Origin of the sequence: Pseudomonas amygdali, assembly GCF_002699855.1 — a bacterium.
GTDB classification, from domain to species: Bacteria; Pseudomonadota; Gammaproteobacteria; order Pseudomonadales; family Pseudomonadaceae; genus Aquipseudomonas; species Aquipseudomonas amygdali.
In genome coordinates, this window is record NZ_LKBW01000267.1 from 1 (window position 1) to 17203 (window position 17203).

At 60.2% G+C, this 17203-nt stretch carries 14 protein-coding genes and 5 pseudogenes; 7 read left to right on the forward strand and 12 right to left on the reverse strand.

The features are described from left to right. Positions 1–82 precede the first annotated feature (82 nt). From arfB to AO277_RS17565, 8 genes and pseudogenes are all read right to left on the reverse strand, one after another. A pseudogene (gene arfB, locus AO277_RS17525) lies at positions 83–406 on the reverse strand (alternative ribosome rescue aminoacyl-tRNA hydrolase ArfB); the annotation flags it as partial. Positions 407–437: 31 nt separating this feature from the next. Beyond that, positions 438–1861 (reverse strand): annotated as a pseudogene (locus AO277_RS17530) (amino acid permease). Positions 1862–2132: 271 nt separating this feature from the next. Further along, positions 2133–3359: a 23S rRNA pseudouridine(2605) synthase RluB gene (gene rluB / locus AO277_RS17540; protein ID WP_099259083.1), complete on the reverse strand. Its 1227-nt coding sequence runs from the start codon at positions 3357–3359 to the stop codon at positions 2133–2135. Positions 3360–3543: 184 nt separating this feature from the next. Continuing rightward, the gene (locus tag AO277_RS17545; RefSeq protein WP_002554453.1) at positions 3544–3735 is read right to left on the reverse strand and encodes a DUF1289 domain-containing protein; all 192 of its coding nucleotides are present in this window, start codon (positions 3733–3735) and stop codon (positions 3544–3546) included. Positions 3736–4006: 271 nt separating this feature from the next. Then, on the reverse strand, positions 4007–4792 hold the full coding sequence (gene scpB, locus AO277_RS17550) for an SMC-Scp complex subunit ScpB (protein WP_044318422.1): 786 nt from the start codon (positions 4790–4792) through the stop codon (positions 4007–4009). A gap of 15 nt (positions 4793–4807) precedes the next feature. Beyond that, the gene (locus AO277_RS17555) at positions 4808–5626 is read right to left on the reverse strand and encodes a segregation and condensation protein A (protein ID WP_044318423.1); all 819 of its coding nucleotides are present in this window, start codon (positions 5624–5626) and stop codon (positions 4808–4810) included. After that, positions 5626–6255 (reverse strand): L-threonylcarbamoyladenylate synthase, encoded by a 630-nt coding sequence (locus tag AO277_RS17560; RefSeq protein ID WP_002554456.1) that lies wholly within the window; start codon positions 6253–6255, stop codon positions 5626–5628. The genes AO277_RS17555 and AO277_RS17560 overlap by 1 nt, the downstream gene beginning before the upstream one ends. 13 nt (positions 6256–6268) lie before the next feature. After that, positions 6269–7132 (reverse strand): PHP domain-containing protein, encoded by an 864-nt coding sequence (locus tag AO277_RS17565; RefSeq protein ID WP_002554457.1) that lies wholly within the window; start codon positions 7130–7132, stop codon positions 6269–6271. Positions 7133–7197: 65 nt separating this feature from the next. On the opposite strand from AO277_RS17565, the gene AO277_RS17570 reads away from it, so the two are divergent. The 6 genes and pseudogenes from AO277_RS17570 (at position 7198) to AO277_RS17600 (ending at position 11368) form a co-directional block, all read left to right on the forward strand. Further along, on the forward strand, positions 7198–7794 hold the full coding sequence (locus AO277_RS17570) for a septation protein A (RefSeq protein WP_002554458.1): 597 nt from the start codon (positions 7198–7200) through the stop codon (positions 7792–7794). 1 nt (position 7795) lies between these two features. Continuing rightward, complete coding sequence (locus AO277_RS17575; protein WP_002554459.1) at positions 7796–8095, forward strand: YciI family protein; 300 nt, start codon at positions 7796–7798, stop codon at positions 8093–8095. 143 nt (positions 8096–8238) lie between these two features. Then, positions 8239–8652 (forward strand): annotated as a pseudogene (locus AO277_RS17580) (SH3 domain-containing protein). A 7-nt stretch (positions 8653–8659) separates the two neighbouring features. Continuing rightward, positions 8660–9337, forward strand: coding sequence for a response regulator transcription factor (locus AO277_RS17585; protein ID WP_002554461.1), 678 nt, complete (start codon positions 8660–8662; stop codon positions 9335–9337). Positions 9338–9446: 109 nt separating this feature from the next. Further along, positions 9447–9932 (forward strand): annotated as a pseudogene (locus AO277_RS17590) (LTXXQ domain-containing protein). Positions 9933–10018: 86 nt separating this feature from the next. Further along, a pseudogene (locus tag AO277_RS17600) lies at positions 10019–11368 on the forward strand (sensor histidine kinase). Here AO277_RS17600 and AO277_RS17605 read toward each other — a convergent pair. Continuing rightward, a complete protein-coding gene (locus AO277_RS17605; protein WP_044318424.1) occupies positions 11365–11922 on the reverse strand; it encodes a nitroreductase family protein in 558 nt (185 codons plus the stop codon). The pseudogene AO277_RS17600 and the gene AO277_RS17605 sit on opposite strands and share 4 nt — an antisense overlap. Positions 11923–12095: 173 nt before the next feature. Between AO277_RS17605 and AO277_RS17610 the strand changes: the two genes are divergently transcribed. Then, on the forward strand, positions 12096–13550 hold the full coding sequence (locus tag AO277_RS17610; protein ID WP_004665905.1) for a TrkH family potassium uptake protein: 1455 nt from the start codon (positions 12096–12098) through the stop codon (positions 13548–13550). A gap of 182 nt (positions 13551–13732) precedes the next feature. Here the strand turns inward: AO277_RS17610 and AO277_RS17615 are convergent, their stop codons facing one another. The 3 genes from AO277_RS17615 to AO277_RS17625 form a co-directional block, all read right to left on the reverse strand. Continuing rightward, positions 13733–15271: a DHA2 family efflux MFS transporter permease subunit gene (locus tag AO277_RS17615; RefSeq protein ID WP_044318425.1), complete on the reverse strand. Its 1539-nt coding sequence runs from the start codon at positions 15269–15271 to the stop codon at positions 13733–13735. A gap of 63 nt (positions 15272–15334) precedes the next feature. Then, entirely contained in the window at positions 15335–16543 is a 1209-nt protein-coding gene (locus AO277_RS17620) for an HlyD family secretion protein (protein ID WP_002554467.1), read from the reverse strand. 76 nt (positions 16544–16619) lie between these two features. Further along, positions 16620–17108 (reverse strand): MarR family winged helix-turn-helix transcriptional regulator, encoded by a 489-nt coding sequence (locus AO277_RS17625; RefSeq protein ID WP_004659671.1) that lies wholly within the window; start codon positions 17106–17108, stop codon positions 16620–16622. Between the last annotated feature and the right edge of the window lie 95 nt (positions 17109–17203).

The following is a 17203-nucleotide window of genomic DNA, read 5'->3' on the forward strand; positions in this document are numbered from 1 at the left end:
CAATATTCTTTCACGGCTGCGAGTTTTGCCTGCACTGTATATTTACCCATGACGCCTCCAAAGGTTGCGTCCAACCTTCGGGGGTCATACCACGTTTCTTTTCGACTTTGGCGGCGTTGACGATCAACTCGCTCAAGCGCAATAACGCGTCGGCGCGGTTCTGTTCCTGAGTGCGGTATTGCTGGGCCTTGAGCACGATCACGCCATCTCTGGTGATGCGGCTGTCACTCAACGCCAGCAGCCGCTCCTTGTAGAACGGCGGCAGCGACGAGGCGTTGATGTCGAAACGCAAATGCACGGCGCTGGAGACCTTGTTGACGTTCTGACCGCCCGCGCCCTGGGCGCGAATGGCCGTCAACTCGATCTCGGCGACCGGCAGATGGACATTGTTGGAAATCACCAGCATCGGGGCATCTTCTTTTCTGCTCCAGGCACGGTTATTTACCAGTCTCGGCATTCATGACAACGCTACGCCTGTTCTTGGCTCGATAACACACCCACATGACCGCCAGCCAGACCGGTATCGCGTAAACCGATATCTGGATGCCGGGAATCATCAGCATGATGCCGAGGATAAATAGCACAAACGCCAGACACACGTAGTTACCGTAGGGATACCACAGCGCCTTGAACAGCGGCACTTGGCCGGTACGGTTCATGTGCTGGCGGAATTTCAGATGCGAATAGCTGATCATCGCCCAGTTGATGACCAGGGTGGCCACTACCAGCGACATCAACAGCTCCAGCGCCTGCTGCGGCACGAAGTAATTGAGCAGAACCGCCACCACGGTCACCGCGGCAGACGCAAAGATAGCCTTGACCGGCACCCCGCGCCTGTCGACCTGCGCCTGTCGACCTGCGCCAGCGCCCTGGGCGCATCGCCCTGCTCGGCCATGCCTACCAACATGCGGCTGTTGCAATAAGTGCCGCTGTTATAGACCGACAGCGCTGCAGTCAGTACCACGAAGTTCAGGATATGCGCCGCCGCATCGCTACCCAGCATCGAGAACACCTGCACGAACGGGCTGCCGCTATAGGAGTCACCCGAGGCATTGAGGCTGGCCAGCAGGCTGTCCCAGGGTGTCAGCGACAACAGCACCACCAGTGCGCCGATGTAGAAAATCAGAATGCGGTAGATGACCTGATTGATCGCCTTGGGGATCACGGTCTTCGGCTGTTCGGCCTCGGCAGCGGTGAAGCCGAGCATTTCCAGGCCGCCAAACGAGAACATGATGATTGCCAGCGCCATGACCAGCCCGCCGACACCATTGGGAAAGAATCCGCCGTGTTCCCAGAGGTTGCTGACCGACGCCTGCGGGCCGCCACTGCCACTGACCAGCATGTAACTGCCCAGCGCGATCATGCCGATAATCGCCACCACCTTGATGATCGCGAACCAGAACTCGGTCTCGCCGAACACCTTGACGTTGGTCAGGTTGATGGCATTGATGAGAATGAAGAACGCAGCCGCTGAAACCCAGCTCGGGATGTCCGGCAGCCAGTAATGAATGTACTTGCCGACAGCAGTCAGCTCCGACATACCGACCAGGATGTACAGCAGCCAGCAATTCCAGCCGGACAGGAACCCGGCGAAACCGCCCCAATAATTGTGGGCAAAATGGCTGAACGACCCGGCGACGGGTTCTTCGACGATCATCTCGCCAAGCTGGCGCATGATCATGAAGGCGATGAAGCCGCAGATGGCATAACCGAGAATCATCGACGGCCCGGCTGATTTCAGCACGCCCGCCGAGCCGAGAAACAAGCCAGTGCCGATAGCGCCGCCCAGAGCAATCAGCTGAATGTGCCGATTCTTCAGACCGCGCTTCAATTCACCCGAGGGTGCAGTTGTTTCACTCATTCGATAGCTACCTGATTGTTCTTGTTCTGTGACCGAAAAGGAACTGCCGCGCTTGTGACGCAACAGAATTGCAGCACCCCGGACGGGTGATCCGAAGTATTGAGCAGCAATGATTCACAGAAAAAAGCGCGGCATTGTACACCTGCATCCAGGTTGAGGTTTGAAACAGGGAAATGAATGCAGCGGGGCTGTATGACAAGGTTTTTCACATCGCCAAAAACGACAACGCCAGCCCTGGGGGCTGGCGATGCCATTCATTCACACCACAGGATCACTCAGGCTTGCGACGACCGAAGCCTGGACGCTGACCTGAACCTGCCGGTGGACCGCGACGCTTGCCTGACGGCGCATCGTCGTTGACCAGCTTGATGCCGACACGCTTTGGCCCAGGCTTGGCCGGGCGCTTATTCATCTCGCTCGGACGCTCGGCGACCGGTGTGCCACGGCTGTTGTCTGCCGGACGCGGTGCACGAGAACCGGGCTTGCCCGAGTCCTTGCGCGGCGAAGGACGCTGCGTGGAGTCGCCGCCACGCGGACGATCACGTTCGCTGCCGGTAATTTGCGGCTGACGCGGTGCGCGGTCGCCAGTCGCCGGAGCGCCAGCAGCCGGACGCAAGGTGCGAACGCGCTCGCCTTTGCCCAGAGGGCGCGACGATTGACGCTGCAGACGTTCCATCTTGTCTTTGGTCTTGGCATTCATCTGCGGCTGGGCCACAGGTTGCAGACCGACTTCGGCAGCCAGAATGTCGACTTCGTACTGGCTCATTTCGCGCCAGCGGCCCATCGGCAGGTCGGAGTTGAGGAACACCGGCCCGTAACGCACGCGCTTCAGACGGCTGACCACCAGCCCCTGGGATTCCCAGAGACGGCGCACTTCACGGTTACGACCTTCCATTACCACGCAGTGATACCAGTGGTTGAAACCTTCGCCGCCTGGTGCCTGCTGGATGTCGGTGAAACGTGCCGGACCGTCTTCAAGAATCACACCATTCTTGAGGCGCAGCAGCATGTCGTCATCGACTTCGCCACGCACACGAACCGCGTATTCGCGGTCCATTTCAAACGACGGGTGCATCAGACGGTTGGCGAGTTCACCGTCAGTGGTGAACATCAGCAGACCGGTGGTGTTGATGTCGAGACGGCCGATGTTGATCCAGCGACCCTCTTTCGGGCGCGGCAGACGATCGAACACGGCCGGACGACCTTCAGGGTCGTCACGGGTGCAGATTTCGCCATCGGGCTTGTTGTACATGATCACGCGGCGAACCGTTTCGGCTGCTTCTTCGCGCTTGATGACGCGACCATCGACACTGAAGGCGTCATGCAGGTCGACGCGTTGACCGAGGGTCGCGTCCTTGCCATTGACCTTGATGCGGCCTTGGGTAATCCAGGCTTCTACGTCACGGCGTGAACCCACGCCAATGCGCGCCAGAACCTTCTGCAGCTTTTCGCCTGCGGGTCCGATTTCCTGGCTGTCCTGCTTGTCTTTTTCACTCATCTGGGCACCTCCCGGTGTGTCGAATCAGGGCTGGCCGAGAACCGGCAAGACCTGTGCCCGGCACGCTGTGGATAGCGGCAGGGCGAAATACTTGAAAGCCCGGGCGACACTTGATCGCCGAGGGTCGGCCATCATACGCCCCTGCGTCGGTTTACGCATCCAGCGTCAGTGGCAAATGCCCGAATCACTTCTTCTTTTTACGACCGGCGGTCTTGAGCTTCGCCAGCCGCTTGGCAGACTCCTCGAGTACCGTGCGCTTGTCATCCTTGTCGAGTTTCTTCCAGGCCTTGATTTCCCGCTTGCTGCGGCCACAGCCCAGGCAGATATCATCATCGAACTTGCACAGGCTGATGCAGGGGTTCTTGGTCGAACTCATGGGCAGCGGGTCTCATGGCGAGGGATATAGTTTGTGACTCTGGTCAGGCGTATGAATTCGACCGAAGTGCGCTGCACGCTCCAGGACGAGGTATCAAGAGGACGCAGAACGCTCATGGCTACATACAGGTCTTGTGGGAGCGAGCTTGCTCGCGAAAGGGCCCTTACAGAATCCGAAAATAGCGAGCCTGCACCATCGCCTTCGCGAGCAAGCTCGCTCCCACGAGACTTGTGTATCACGCTGAACGCTTCAGCGTGGGAGCGATAGTCAATCAGACCTCATCGTCGCCTTTGTCGTCTTCAGGATCTGGATCTGGCTCTGGCTCTGGCTCCGCCCGCAGCAGGTCGTCGAAGTCGGTCTTGAGGCCTTGCTCCATCGAATCCAGTTCCACCAGCAGGCTGCGGAAGCTGGTTTCGTCGCGAGGTGCTTCGGGTTCCGCTTCCGGATCGAGGCTGGCGTCGGCCAGGGCCTGCAGGTGCGCGGGTACGGGGGCGTCTTCGAAATCCAGGACCGGCTCGGTTTCCATCTCGCGCAGGTCGGCCAGCGGCGGCAGCTCGTCCAGGCTTTTGAGGTTGAAGTGATCCAGAAAACCCTTGGTGGTGGCAAACATCGCCGGCTTACCGGGCACGTCACGATAGCCCACCACCCGAATCCACTCGCGTTCCAGCAGGGTCTTGACGATGTGGCTGTTCACCGCAACACCGCGCACGTCTTCAATTTCGCCCCGCGTGATCGGCTGGCGATAAGCGATCAAAGCCAGGGTTTCCAGCATGGCGCGGGAGTAACGCTGCGGCCGTTCTTCCCACAACCGTCCGACCCAAGGGGAGAACCGGTCACGAATCTGCAGGCGATACCCCGAAGCGACTTCCTTGAGTTCGAAAGCACGCCCCTCGCAGGACTTACGCAGCACCTCCAACGCTTTTTTGAAAATCGGCGGTTCGGGACGCTCGCCCTCTTCGAACAGCTCATACAGCCGCTCCAGTGTCTGCGGCTTTCCGGAGGCCAGCAGAAAGGCTTCAAGCAACGGGGCCAGTTCACGCGGTTCGTTGAGGTTCATGGGTGTGTTCTTGCTCTACTCGGCTCGCGCCCGGACATGGATCACCGCAAAGGGCTCGTTTTGGACCAGCTCGACAAGGGATTCCTTGACCAGCTCCAGCACCGCCATAAATGTCACGACCACACCCAAACGCCCTTCTTCTGCGGTAAACAGCTCGGCGAACGGTACAAAACCGCTGCCCTTGAGACGTTCCAGCACGTCGCTCATGCGCTCACGCGTCGACAGCGCCTCGCGGCTGACCTGATGGCTTTCGAACATGTCGCCGCGGCGCAGCACTTCGGCCATCGACATCAGCACTTCTTCAAGACTGACATCCGGCAGCAACTTGCGCGCACGGGCTTCGGGGGCGTCCAGTTTCGGTACGATGACATCGCGGCCGACCCGGCTCAGGCCGTCAATACCTTCAGCAGCGGCCTTGAAGCGCTCGTATTCCTGCAGGCGGCGAATCAGCTCGGCGCGCGGGTCGCCCTCTTCCTCTTCGACTTCCGCCGAGCACGGCAGCAGCATGCGCGACTTGATCTCAGCCAGCATGGCGGCCATGACCAGGTATTCGGCCGCCAGCTCCAGGCGCACGGTTTTCATCAACTCGACGTACCCCATGTACTGCTTGGTGATCTCGGCCACGGGAATATCGAGGATATCGATGTTCTGTTTGCGGATCAGGTACAGCAGCAGGTCGAGCGGCCCCTCGAACGCTTCAAGAAAGACCTCCAGCGCATCGGGCGGAATGTACAGGTCCAGCGGCATCTGCGTGACCGCACGCCCGTAGACCAGCGCGAACGGCAGCTCCTGCTGGGCGTCTGCCTGGCTGTCGACGGACTCGACGACGGTCATTAAGCGCGTTCACCGAACGGCGTTGGATCACCGCAGCCAACCCGAACCACTTCTGGCTCTCCGCCAGCCAGGTTGATGACTGTGGACGCCGAAATACCGCCGATCCCGCCATCAATGATCAGGTCCACCTGATGCTCGAGAATCTGGCGCATCTCGTAGGGATCGCTGAGCGGCACAGTGTCACCCGGCATGATCAGGCTGACGCTCATCAGCGGCTCGCCCAATTGCTCGAGCAAGGCCTGGGCAATGGGATGGCTCGGCACGCGCAGGCCAATAGTGCGGCGCTTGGGGTGCAGCACCAGGCGCGGCACCTCGCGGGTGGCGTTGAGAATAAAGGTGTAAGGCCCTGGGGTGTGAGCCTTGAGGGCACGGAAAGCGCCGGTGTCGACCTTGGCAAAAAGCCCCAGTTGCGACAGGTCGCAGCACATCAGGGTGAAGTTGTGCTTGTCGTCCAGCTGACGCAGGCGGCGGATACGCTCGATGGCGCTCTTGTCACCGATCTGGCAACCCAGCGCATAGGACGAATCTGTCGGGTACACCACCAGCCCGCCGGCTTTTATGATTTCCGCGGCCTGTTTGATCAGGCGCGGCTGCGGGTTTTCCGGATGGACCTGGAAAAATTGACTCACGGTAACTTCCTGTTCAGACGGCGGCAGTAGGCTGTTCATGTTTGAATCTGCACCACAAAGGCGGTAGATCTTCAGGCACGGGACGATAAGTGCCGATCTCGCCCCAGTTGCCAGGACCGTGGAAGTCGCTGCCGGCAGAAACCAGCAGACCGAACTCGCGTGCAAGGATGGCCAGGGTCCCCACCTGATCGGCAGGCTGCATGCCATTGACCACTTCTATGGCGTGCCCACCGGCCTGGACGAAATCGCCGACCAGTTTACGCCGTTTACTGCGAGTAAAGTCATAATGTGAAGGATGCGCGAGGCTGACCCATGCACCCGATGCCCGCAAGGTGGCGACGGTTTCTTCCAGCGTTGGCCAGTGCTGCTTCACATCGCCCAGTTTGCCAGCACCCAGCCATTTGCGAAACGCCTCGGCGCGGTCCTTGACGAAACCTGCGCGCACCATGAAGTCAGCAAAATGCGGGCGAGCAGGCGCATTACCGCTGTCACCCAGCTCCTGCTGGATCGCGCGAGCGCCTTCCAGCGCGCCAGGCATACCTTTGATCGCCAATTTGCGGCTGATTTCTTCAGCACGCAGCCAGCGTCCCTCATGCAAACGGCTGATAGCTTCAGTCAGCGCCGGGGCCTGGGTATCGAATCCATAGCCCAGAATATGGATGGTCGCACCGCCCCAGGTGCAGGACAGCTCCACCCCGTTGACCAGCTGCATGCCCAATGAATGCGCTGCCGCGCGGGCTTCTTCAAGCCCTTCGAGGGTGTCGTGGTCGGTCAGCGAAAGGACGCGCACGCCGTTTTCATGAGCACGGGCAACCAGTGCCGTGGGCGAGAGCGCCCCGTCGGAAGCGGTGCTGTGGCAGTGCAGGTCAACATTCATAGTGGTGCTTTCGTGTTCATTGATGTTTGTTATTATGCCGCCACATCCTGCTTCTGGCTGCCATTGTGAAACAATTCATCGACTTCATCCCGCTGCTCCTGTTTTTCATCGTTTACAAAACCGAGCCGCGTGCCGTGGATATCCTCGGCAATACCTATATGGTAGGCGGCATTTTCAGCGCAACGGCGATGCTGATCATCAGTTCGGTGGTGGTCTACGGCATTCTTTACCTCAAACAGCGCAAGCTGGAAAAAAGCCAGTGGCTCACACTGGTCGCCTGTCTGGTGTTTGGCAGTCTGACACTGGCCTTCCACAGCGAAACCTTCCTGAAATGGAAAGCCCCGGTGGTCAACTGGCTATTTGCCGTGGCTTTCGCCGGCAGTCATTTCATCGGTGACCGCCCGCTTATCCAGCGCATCATGGGCCACGCATTGACCCTGCCAGCGGCGATCTGGACCCGGCTCAACATCGCCTGGATCGTATTCTTCCTGTTCTGCGGCGCGGCCAACCTGTACGTGGCCTTCACCTATCAGGAATTCTGGGTCGACTTCAAAGTATTCGGCAGCCTGGGCATGACCCTGATCTTCCTGGTCGGCCAGGGGATCTACCTGTCACGCCATCTGCACGACACCGCACCCAATACGACCAAATCCGAGGACTGACATGCTCTACGCAATCATCGCCACCGACGTCGAAAACTCGCTGGAAAAACGCCTCAGCGTGCGCCCGGCACACCTTGAGCGCCTAAACGCGCTCAAGGATGAAGGCCGTCTGGTGCTGGCCGGCCCACACCCGGCAGTCGACAGCAACGACCCGGGTGCTGCCGGTTTCAGCGGCAGCCTGATCGTGGCCGAGTTTGAATCGCAAAGCGCCGCCAAGGCGTGGGCCGAAGCCGATCCATATGTTGCGGCAGGCGTTTATGCCAATGTCGTGGTCAAGCCATTCAAGCTCGTCCTGCCCTGATCACCTCCTCGGACACCCTTACGCGCTCTGCCTCAACCGAGGCAGAGCCGTATTGAACCCCGCCTCTTGCTCATCCTTCCTTACACCCTGCCGATACCCTGCTCAATGTGCGAATTTATACGGCTCGGTAAAAGGGAGTTCAGATGCGTTCAGGTACGTGGTGTCTGTTGGCAGTTTTGATGGCGACGGGGTTTCAGGTGAACGCCGAGACGGTCAATGAGAGCGGCGCAGTGCAGCCTTTGCACCTGCCCAGCCCCGCCAATCAGATTGCCGACCTTCAGTTGCGGCTCAAGGACAGCGAGCGTCAGCGCGACGAGCTGACACGGCAGTTGCAAAACGTCGATCCGGAACGCGACAACGCCTTGTTGACACGTTTGCGCCAGGAGAACCAAAAGCTCAAGTTGCAGCTCAAAGAAGCACTGTCCGCAGCGCCCCCGCGCCTGCTGACAGAGCAGCAACAATGATTCATCGCAGGCGGTGGCGTTGCGATGTTCGCCCTTCTGTGCGGTATATTGGTCAGCGGTTGGCGTAGGCAACGTCGGCAGTGGCTAAATTGAGTGAGTCATGAGCGAGCTGTTACTAATTGATGATGATCAGGAGCTGTGCGAACTGCTGAGCAGTTGGCTGAGCCAGGAAGGCTTTCAGGTGCGCGCCTGTCACGACGGGGCCAGTGCGCGTCAGGCTCTGGCCGATGCAGCTCCGGCGGCCGTGGTGCTGGACGTGATGCTGCCTGATGGCAGCGGCCTGGAACTGCTCAAGCAATTGCGCAATGACCACCCGGACCTGCCGGTGGTCATGCTCTCGGCACGTGGCGAACCGCTGGACCGCATTCTGGGCCTTGAACTGGGCGCTGATGACTACCTGGCAAAACCCTGCGACCCGCGTGAGCTCACCGCCCGCCTGCGCGCCGTGCTGCGTCGCAGTCACCCGGTGGCGTCGTCTACGCAACTGGAACTGGGTGACCTGACCTTCAGCCCGATGCGCGGCGTGGTCAGTGTCGACGAAAAGGAACTGACCCTCACCGTCTCCGAAAGCCGTCTGCTTGAAGCACTGATGCGCCAGCCCGGCGAACCACTGGACAAGCAGGAGCTGGCGCAACTGGCGCTGGGCCGCAAACTGACGCTCTACGACCGCAGCCTGGACATGCACGTCAGCAACCTGCGCAAGAAAATCGGCCCTCACGCTGACGGTCGTCCACGCATCGTCGCCCTGCGCAGCCGCGGCTATTATTATGCTTTGTAAGCAACTGCCCCCTTACACAAGCTTTACCAAGCGCTGACTGCGCTTGACCTTGATCTCCCTAAACTGGGCTCATCGGCATCGAGCCGCACTAGAGACAAGGAGATACACCATGCGCAAGACCCTGATCGCTTTGATGTTCGCCACTGCCCTGCCGACCATTGCCATGGCCGCACCACCAGCGCCACCTGCCGGTGGCCCGGATGCTGACGCACCTGCCATGCACATGGATCGCGATGACCGCGGCCCTGGCCCTGGCCCACGTATGGATCGCGGCCCTGGCCCGATGGGACCGATGGCCGAGCTGGACCTGACACGTGAACAGCGTCAGCAGATCGAACGCTTGATGCGCGAGCAACGGCACGAGCGCCGCGAAATCACTCAGAGCTACCTGGAAAAAATGCCTGCTGCCGACCAGAAAGCAATGCACGACGAAATCGAAGCCAAACGCTCCAAGACCGACAGCGAAGTTCGTGCACTGCTGAGGCCTGACCAGTAGAAGCTGTTTGACGAAATCAAGAAGAAAGAAGATGAGCGTCGCGCCGAATGGGCCGAGTTCAAGGCCTGGAAAGCAGCAAAAGCGGCAAAAGCGCTGTAATCATCAGGCCTCGCGGCCCGATAAGATGAACACAACCCGGCATGCACGCGCATGCCGGGCTTTTTTACTGAGACCGAGGAAATCCTGTGCGTTCATTGTTCTGGCGAATCCTGGCCAGCTTCTGGCTGGCCATTGCTCTGGTGGGAGGCCTGTCGGTGCTCGTCGGGCACATGCTCAATCAGGACGCATGGATTCTCAATCGTCATCCGGTGCTCAACTCACTGCCGGAACAATGGACACAGCGCTTCGAGGAAAAGGGCGCGGATAACGCTCAGGATTTCCTTCAGGACATCAAACGACGCAATCGTATCGACGTTCAGGTGCTCAGCGACAGCGGCGAGCCTATGGTGCGTGGCACTTTCCCGCCGCGCGCCGCCGCGCTGGAAGCCCGACAGCAGGCCGACGAGGATCAGGGCCGCAAACTGCCCTGGCGCCGCCTGGCCACTGAATACAGCAGCCCGAAAACCGGTGAAACGTACCTGTTCATCTACCGCGTTCCACACCCGGAGCTCGACGAGTGGCATCGCCAGAGCCTGATGTGGCCGCTGAGTGCGCTGGGCATTGCACTGGTGGTGCTGACCCTTTTCAGCCTGTTCGTGACACTCTCGATCACCCGACCGCTGAGCCGTCTGCGCGGCGCCGTGCATGATCTGGGGCAGACCAGCTATCAACAGCACAGCCTCGGCCAACTGGCCAATCGGCGTGACGAATTCGGCGTACTGGCCACTGACTTCAACCGTATGGGCGCACGCCTGCAAAGCCTTATCGGCAGCCAGCGGCAGCTATTGCGTGATGTGTCACATGAACTTCGTTCGCCACTGGCCCGGCTGCGTATCGCCCTGGCGCTGGCTGAACGTGCGGAGCCTGCCGAGCGGGAAAAGCTCTGGCCACGGCTGGGTCGTGAATGCGACCGGCTGGAGGCGCTGATCAGCGAGATTCTGGCCCTGGCGCGCCTCGACGCCGAGCTTCGCGGCCCTGAGCCCGTCGACCTCGAAGCCCTGCTGCAGCGCCTGAAGAACGACACCCAACTGGACGGTATCGACCAGAACATTCGCGTCGAGGTGCAGGACAACCAGCAGCTCAAAGGCTGGCCGGACATGATCGAACGTGCGCTGGACAACCTGCTGCGCAACGCGCTGCGCTTCAACTCCACCGGTCAGCGCATCGATCTGCAGGCAACTCAGGTCGGCGATTACGTCCGTCTGAGCGTCCGCGATCATGGCCCGGGGGTTGCCGACTAACATCTGGCACAACTGGGCGAGCCGTTTTACCGCGCCCCCGGCCAGACGACGCCGGGACACGGCCTGGGGCTGGCGATCGCCAAACGCGCAGCGGAACGGCATGGCGGCAGCCTGATACTGGGCAATCACCCGGACGGCGGCTTCATTGCCACGCTGGATCTGCCCAGAGAACCGCTCAGCTCATCATCTGTTTAGCCTTGCCACTCGCTGACAAACCCGCCAACGTCGACTTTCGGGGCTTCGCGCGGCGGGTTCTGCGGGGTGCCGAGGTATAGAAAGCCAATCACCTCTTCGTCGGCCTCAAGCCCGAACCCTTTGGCGACGTGTGGCGTATAGCACAGCTCACCCGTCCTCCAGACCGCGCCGACACCCAGTGCATATGCCGCCAGCAACACGCCGTGGGCGGCGCACCCGGCGGTGATCAGTTGTTCCGAACGCGGAACCTTGAAATGGTCTTGCAAGCGAGCGATCACCACGACCAAGGGTGCGCGCAACGGTCCCAGACGGGCCTTTTCCAGCGCCTGCGGGGTAATCTCACCGCTACTTTGCTGCAGCGCTTCCACCAGCAGCTCGCCCATGCGCTCACGGGCCGGGCCTTCGACGGTCAGGAAACGATAAGGCTTGAGCTGTCCATGATCCGGTGAGCGCAGCGCCGCACCGAACATGATTTCCCGCTGCGCAGCATCCGGGGCCGGGTCGACCAGTCGCGGAACCGATACGCGATTGAGCAAAACGTCGAGCGCCTGCATGGGCGGTCTCCTTGAAAAGTGATCGAGCATTCTAGAGCCTGTTTACCGTCAATAACGAGTGCGACGGACAATTCCTTACCCACTCTGTCGAACCCTGCCCCTGGCTGCACTGGTTTACATGCCTTCAAGCGCGGGTAGAATGGCGCCTTCCCTCATACCCGCCCGAGCCATTCATGTCGTTGCCGACCTTTCGCATCATCGGTTTCATTATCGGCATCTTCCTGATCACCCTGGCTGTCGCCATGATCGTGCCCATGGCCACGCTGGTCATCTACGACCGTTTCGAGGACCTGCGCGAGTTCCTGTGGGCCAGCGCCATTACCTTTATCGCCGGCCTGGCGCTGGTGGTGCCCGGACGCCCCGACAACGTCCAGTTGCGCCCGCGGGACATGTACATGCTGACCGTCTCCAGCTGGATCGTGGTGTGTATCTTCGCCGCCCTGCCCTTTCTGCTGACCCAGCACATCAGTTACACCGATTCGTTCTTTGAAAGCATGTCAGGCATCACCGCCACCGGCTCGACCGTACTCAGCCATCTGGACAGCATGTCACCGGGCATTCTGATCTGGCGCTCGATGCTGCACTGGCTTGGCGGTATCGGCTTCATCGGTATGGCCGTGGCGATTCTGCCGTTGCTGCGCATTGGTGGCATGCGCCTGTTCCAGACCGAATCGTCGGACCGCTCGGAAAAGGTCATGCCCCGCTCGCACATGGTGGCCAAGTTCATTGTGCTGGCCTATGTCGGCTTTACCGCGCTGGGCAGCCTGGCCTTCTGGGCGGCGGGCATGAGCCTGTTCGATGCGATCAACCATGCGATGTCGGCCATTTCCACGGGCGGGTTCTCTACCTCCGACCTGTCGCTGGCCAAGTGGCCGCAGCCTGCGGTGCATTGGGTCGCGATTGTGGTGATGATCCTCGGCAGCCTGCCCTTTACCCTGTATGTCGCGACCCTGCGCGGTAATCGCAAGGCGTTGATCAAGGATGAGCAGGTGCAGGGGCTGATCGGGCTGCTGTTGGTCACCTGGCTGGTAATGACCGTCTGGTACGCCAACACCACCGACCTGCCGTGGACCGAGGCGCTGCGTCACGTGGCCCTGAACGTGACGTCGGTGGTGACGACTACCGGTTTTGCACTCGGTGACTACAGCCTGTGGGGCAACTTCTCGCTGATGCTGTTCTTCTATCTGGGTTTCATCGGCGGCTGTTCGGGCTCGACGGCGGGCGGGGTGAAGATCTTCCGCTTTCAGGTCGCCTATATCCTGCTCAAGACCAACCTTAATCAACTGATTCACCCACGCGCGGTGATGAAGCAGAAATACAACGGCCATCGACTGGACGACGAAATCGTTCGCTCGATTCTGACCTTTTCGTTTTTCTTCACCATCACCATCTGCCTGATCGCATTGATGTTGTCGCTGCTCGGGCTGGACTGGATGACCGCACTGACCGGGGCTGCCAGCACCGTATCCGGTGTAGGGCCGGGGCTGGGCGAGGTGATTGGGCCTGCGGGCAACTTCTCTACCTTGCCCGATGCTGCCAAGTGGATTCTCTCCGGCGGCATGCTGCTCGGCCGCCTGGAGATCATTACCGTGCTGGTGCTGTGTGTGCCGGCGTTCTGGCGGCATTGAGGTCTGGCTGGGCGCGGGAGCAGAACGGCGACGCTTCGCTTATTCGCGAAGACGGCATTTGATTTATCGTTCCCAAGCTCCGCGTGGTAATGCAGTCGCACTCTGCGTCGTCAGTGCCATCGCGGTTTAAAAGCGCCCTGGGGCGGTTTGGCCAAGGCTCGGTTCAGCCAGGCGCATAGCAACTAGTGCCCGCCCCCCGCCGCTGGCCCCGCCTTGGCGCCAAACGGCGGTTTGGCCAGCCAGACCAGCAGTATCAGCCCCGCGAATACCCAGCCCAGCAGGTAGAAATAATCCACCGTGGACATCATGTAGGCCTGCGCGTTGAGGGTGCGTTCCAGCTGTGCGTAGGCCTGCGGGCTCGCGCCGCCCAGGCTGTCGAGGGCATGCCGGGTTGTCGGGTCGAAAGTGCTGATGTTTTCACTCAGATAGGCATGATGCTGGTTGGCGCGACGGATCCAGATCCAGGTGGTCAGCGACGCCGCAAAGCTGCCGCCCAGGGTGCGCAGGAAGGTCGCCAGCCCCGAGCCGTCGGCGATCTGATTGGGTGGCAGGTCGGACAACAGAATGCTCAGGGTCGGCATAAAGAACAGCGCCACACCGATGCCCATGAACAACTGCACCAGCGCCACGTGCTCGAAATCCACGTCAGTATTGAAGCCGGCACGCATGAAACAGCTCAGCCCCATCGCCAGAAACGCCAGCCCTGCCAGCAGACGCAAGTCGAACTTGTGCGCGTACTTGCCGACAAAGGGCGACATCAGCACCGGCAGGATGCCAATCGGCGCGACGGCCAGCCCCGCCCAGGTCGCGGTGTAGCCCATCTGGGTCTGCAACCACTGCGGCAGAATCAGGTTGATACCGAAGAAGCCTGAATAGCCGCCGATCATGACCAGCGTACCGATACGGAAATTGCGGTAGGCAAACAGCCGCAGGTTAACGATCGGGGGCTTGTCGGTCATTTCCCAGATCACGAAGACGACCAGCGCAACCAGCGAAATCAGCGAACCGAAGATGATGAAGTTCGACTCGAACCAGTCCAGATCATTGCCCTTGTCGAGCACTATCTGCAGCGCGCCGACACCGACAATCAAGGCCAGCAAGCCGATGTAATCCAGCGGTTGATGAGCAGTGCTGACCGGCCTTTTAGCCATCTGCGAACGCACCACCAGTACCGCAAACAGGCCGATGGGGATGTTGATAAAGAAAATCCACGGCCAACTGTAACTGTCAGTGATCCAGCCACCGAGGATCGGCCCGGCGATAGGCGCAACCACCGTCACCATCGCCAGCAATGCCAGCGCCATGCCCCTTTTCGCCGGAGGATAAACCGCGATCAGCAATGTCTGGCTCATCGGATACAGAGGACCGGCCACCATGCCCTGCAACGCCCGGAACCCCACCAGTTCCGGCATGGACTGGGAAATGCCACACAAAAACGACGCCATCACGAACAGAATGGTTGCCCACAGAAACAGCTTCACCTCACCAAAGCGGCGACTGAGCCAGCCGGTCAGCGGCAAGGCAATCGCGTTGCTGACTGCGAACGAGGTAATCACCCAGGTGCTCTGCTCGGAGCTGACCCCCAGGTTGCCGGCGATGGTCGGCAACGCCACGTTGGCAATCGTGGTATCGAGCACCTGCATGAAGGTCGCCAGCGACAGACCGATGGTGCACAGCAACAGGCTTGGCGGGGTAAAAGAAGCGGGGGCGTTGTTGCTCATCGCAAATCCCTGAAGACGAGTGCGACACCCCGGCCAAGTGGTCGGGGTTCACGGATTGGCGGTTCAGCGCTGAACGGCAGTCTTGCCACTGGAAGCACTGTTCTCGTGAATCAGACGGGCGATCAACGCATCAGCGTCGGCAAGCTGCGTGGCGTAAACCTGAGTGCTGAAAGCGGCCTGCTTGCGCGGCTGTTGCGCCAGCACCGGACCGCTCTGGTCATGCAGATTGACCTCGACGGTGGTCGACAGACCGATGCGCAACGGATGCTTCGCCAGCTCTTCAGGGTTGATATGTACACGGACCGGCACACGCTGGACGATCTTGATCCAGTTACCCGTCGCGTTCTGTGCCGGCAACAGCGCAAAGGCACTGCCGGTGCCTGCGCCCAGACTGTCGATGGTGCCGCTGTACTTCACATCGCTGCCATACAGGTCGGAGCTGATCTCCACCGGTTGACCGATGCGCATCTTGCCCAGTTGGGTTTCCTTGAAGTTGGCATCGATCCACAACTGATCCAGCGGGATCACAGCCATGGTCGCGGTGCCCGGCTGGATGCGCTGGCCCAGTTGCACGCTGCGCTTGGCCACATAACCGGTGACCGGCGCTACCAGCGTACTGCGTGCATTGGCCAGAAAGGCCTGACGCAACTGCGAGGCAGCAGCCTTGACGTCGGGATGTGAAGAAACAACCGTGTCATCGACCAGCGCCACGCTGGTGCTCAACTGCTGCTGAATGTTGTTCAACTCACTTTGCGCGCTGGTCAGGCTGTCTCTGGAATGCGACAGCTCTTCCTGGGAAATCGCCCCGCCCGCGGCCAGACTGCGCCGACGGTTGTAGTTCTCCTGAGCGGTCTGCACGGCGGTGCGCTGCGCAGCCAGTTGTGCCTTCATGCCATCGACATTGCTGTACAAACCACGCACCTGACGCACAACCTTACCCAGATTGGCCTCGGCGCTTTGCAGCGAAACTTCGGCATCGCTCGGGTCGAATTTGAGCAGCACCTGCCCTTCGTGCACCAGATCCCCGTCGTCGGCACCAATGCTGATAACGGTTCCGGTAACCAACGGGGTGATTTCGACGACATTGCCATTCACGTAGGCGTCGTCGGTCTCTTCGCTCCATTGGCCGTAAAACTCGTACCAGGCCCAGATGGCCAAACCAAGAATCACGACGATGACGGCGAGCCCGATCAGCAGGAACTTGCGCTTGCCGGGCTTCGGCGTTTGCTGCGAGGACGGGGCAGATGTGTTTTCAGTGGCGGCAGTGGCCATGGCAGTTACCTTTTTATCAGCGAAGCGGCGAGACAGGAACGAGCGGCAGGCGCACGCCTGCCGACAGGTCTGCCGCTCAGCTTTTAGCTTTGGGGTTGAAGCTCAGACGAGTCAGGGTGATGTGGTCATCGGCGGCCACCAGTACCTTGGTGAGAATCCTTGTCAGGGTCTCGACCTCATCACTGTCGAGCGCGGCAAAGGTGTCATTCATGGCGTCCGCACCAATCTGCGGCAGCAGGTCAGAGAGCGCCTGCCCCTGCTCCGTCAGCGCCAGGCGCACCTGGCGACGATCAGTCGCTGACCGCTGGCGCACAACCAGCCCTTTCTGCTCCAGACGATCGAGCATGCGGGTCATCGAACCGCTGTCCAGCGACAGGTGACGACACAATTCCACAGGGGTGTCGGTCGAGAACTGGGCAATGATGATCAGCACCTTGAACTGCGCGAACGTCACGTCATAAGGCAGCAGGTACTTGTCGAGCATGCGGTCTTTGAGCGCATTGGTACGACCGACCAGCAGCCCGATCAGGCTGGAATCGAAATTGTCGGGGCTGAAATGTTTCAAGAAATCATCCAGATAGCTGCCTAGGCAGTGATTGCAAAATATTACTGCCTAGGCAGCCGCTGTCAAAGCATTTATTAGCTTGCTTACTAAATACC

Coding starts and splice junctions, on each gene's coding strand:
- AO277_RS17610 (WP_004665905.1), top strand. CDS start 12,096: ATGTCGTTGCCGACCTTTCGCATCATCGGTTTCATTATCGGCATCTTC.
- AO277_RS17565 (WP_002554457.1), bottom strand. CDS start 7,132: ATGAATGTTGACCTGCACTGCCACAGCACCGCTTCCGACGGGGCGCTC.
- rluB (WP_099259083.1), bottom strand. CDS start 3,359: ATGAGTGAAAAAGACAAGCAGGACAGCCAGGAAATCGGACCCGCAGGC.
- scpB (WP_044318422.1), bottom strand. CDS start 4,792: ATGAACCTCAACGAACCGCGTGAACTGGCCCCGTTGCTTGAAGCCTTT.
- AO277_RS17555 (WP_044318423.1), bottom strand. CDS start 5,626: ATGACCGTCGTCGAGTCCGTCGACAGCCAGGCAGACGCCCAGCAGGAG.
- AO277_RS17575 (WP_002554459.1), top strand. CDS start 7,796: ATGCTCTACGCAATCATCGCCACCGACGTCGAAAACTCGCTGGAAAAA.
- AO277_RS17545 (WP_002554453.1), bottom strand. CDS start 3,735: ATGAGTTCGACCAAGAACCCCTGCATCAGCCTGTGCAAGTTCGATGAT.
- AO277_RS17615 (WP_044318425.1), bottom strand. CDS start 15,271: ATGAGCAACAACGCCCCCGCTTCTTTTACCCCGCCAAGCCTGTTGCTG.
- AO277_RS17605 (WP_044318424.1), bottom strand. CDS start 11,922: ATGCAGGCGCTCGACGTTTTGCTCAATCGCGTATCGGTTCCGCGACTG.
- AO277_RS17620 (WP_002554467.1), bottom strand. CDS start 16,543: ATGGCCACTGCCGCCACTGAAAACACATCTGCCCCGTCCTCGCAGCAA.
- AO277_RS17585 (WP_002554461.1), top strand. CDS start 8,660: ATGAGCGAGCTGTTACTAATTGATGATGATCAGGAGCTGTGCGAACTG.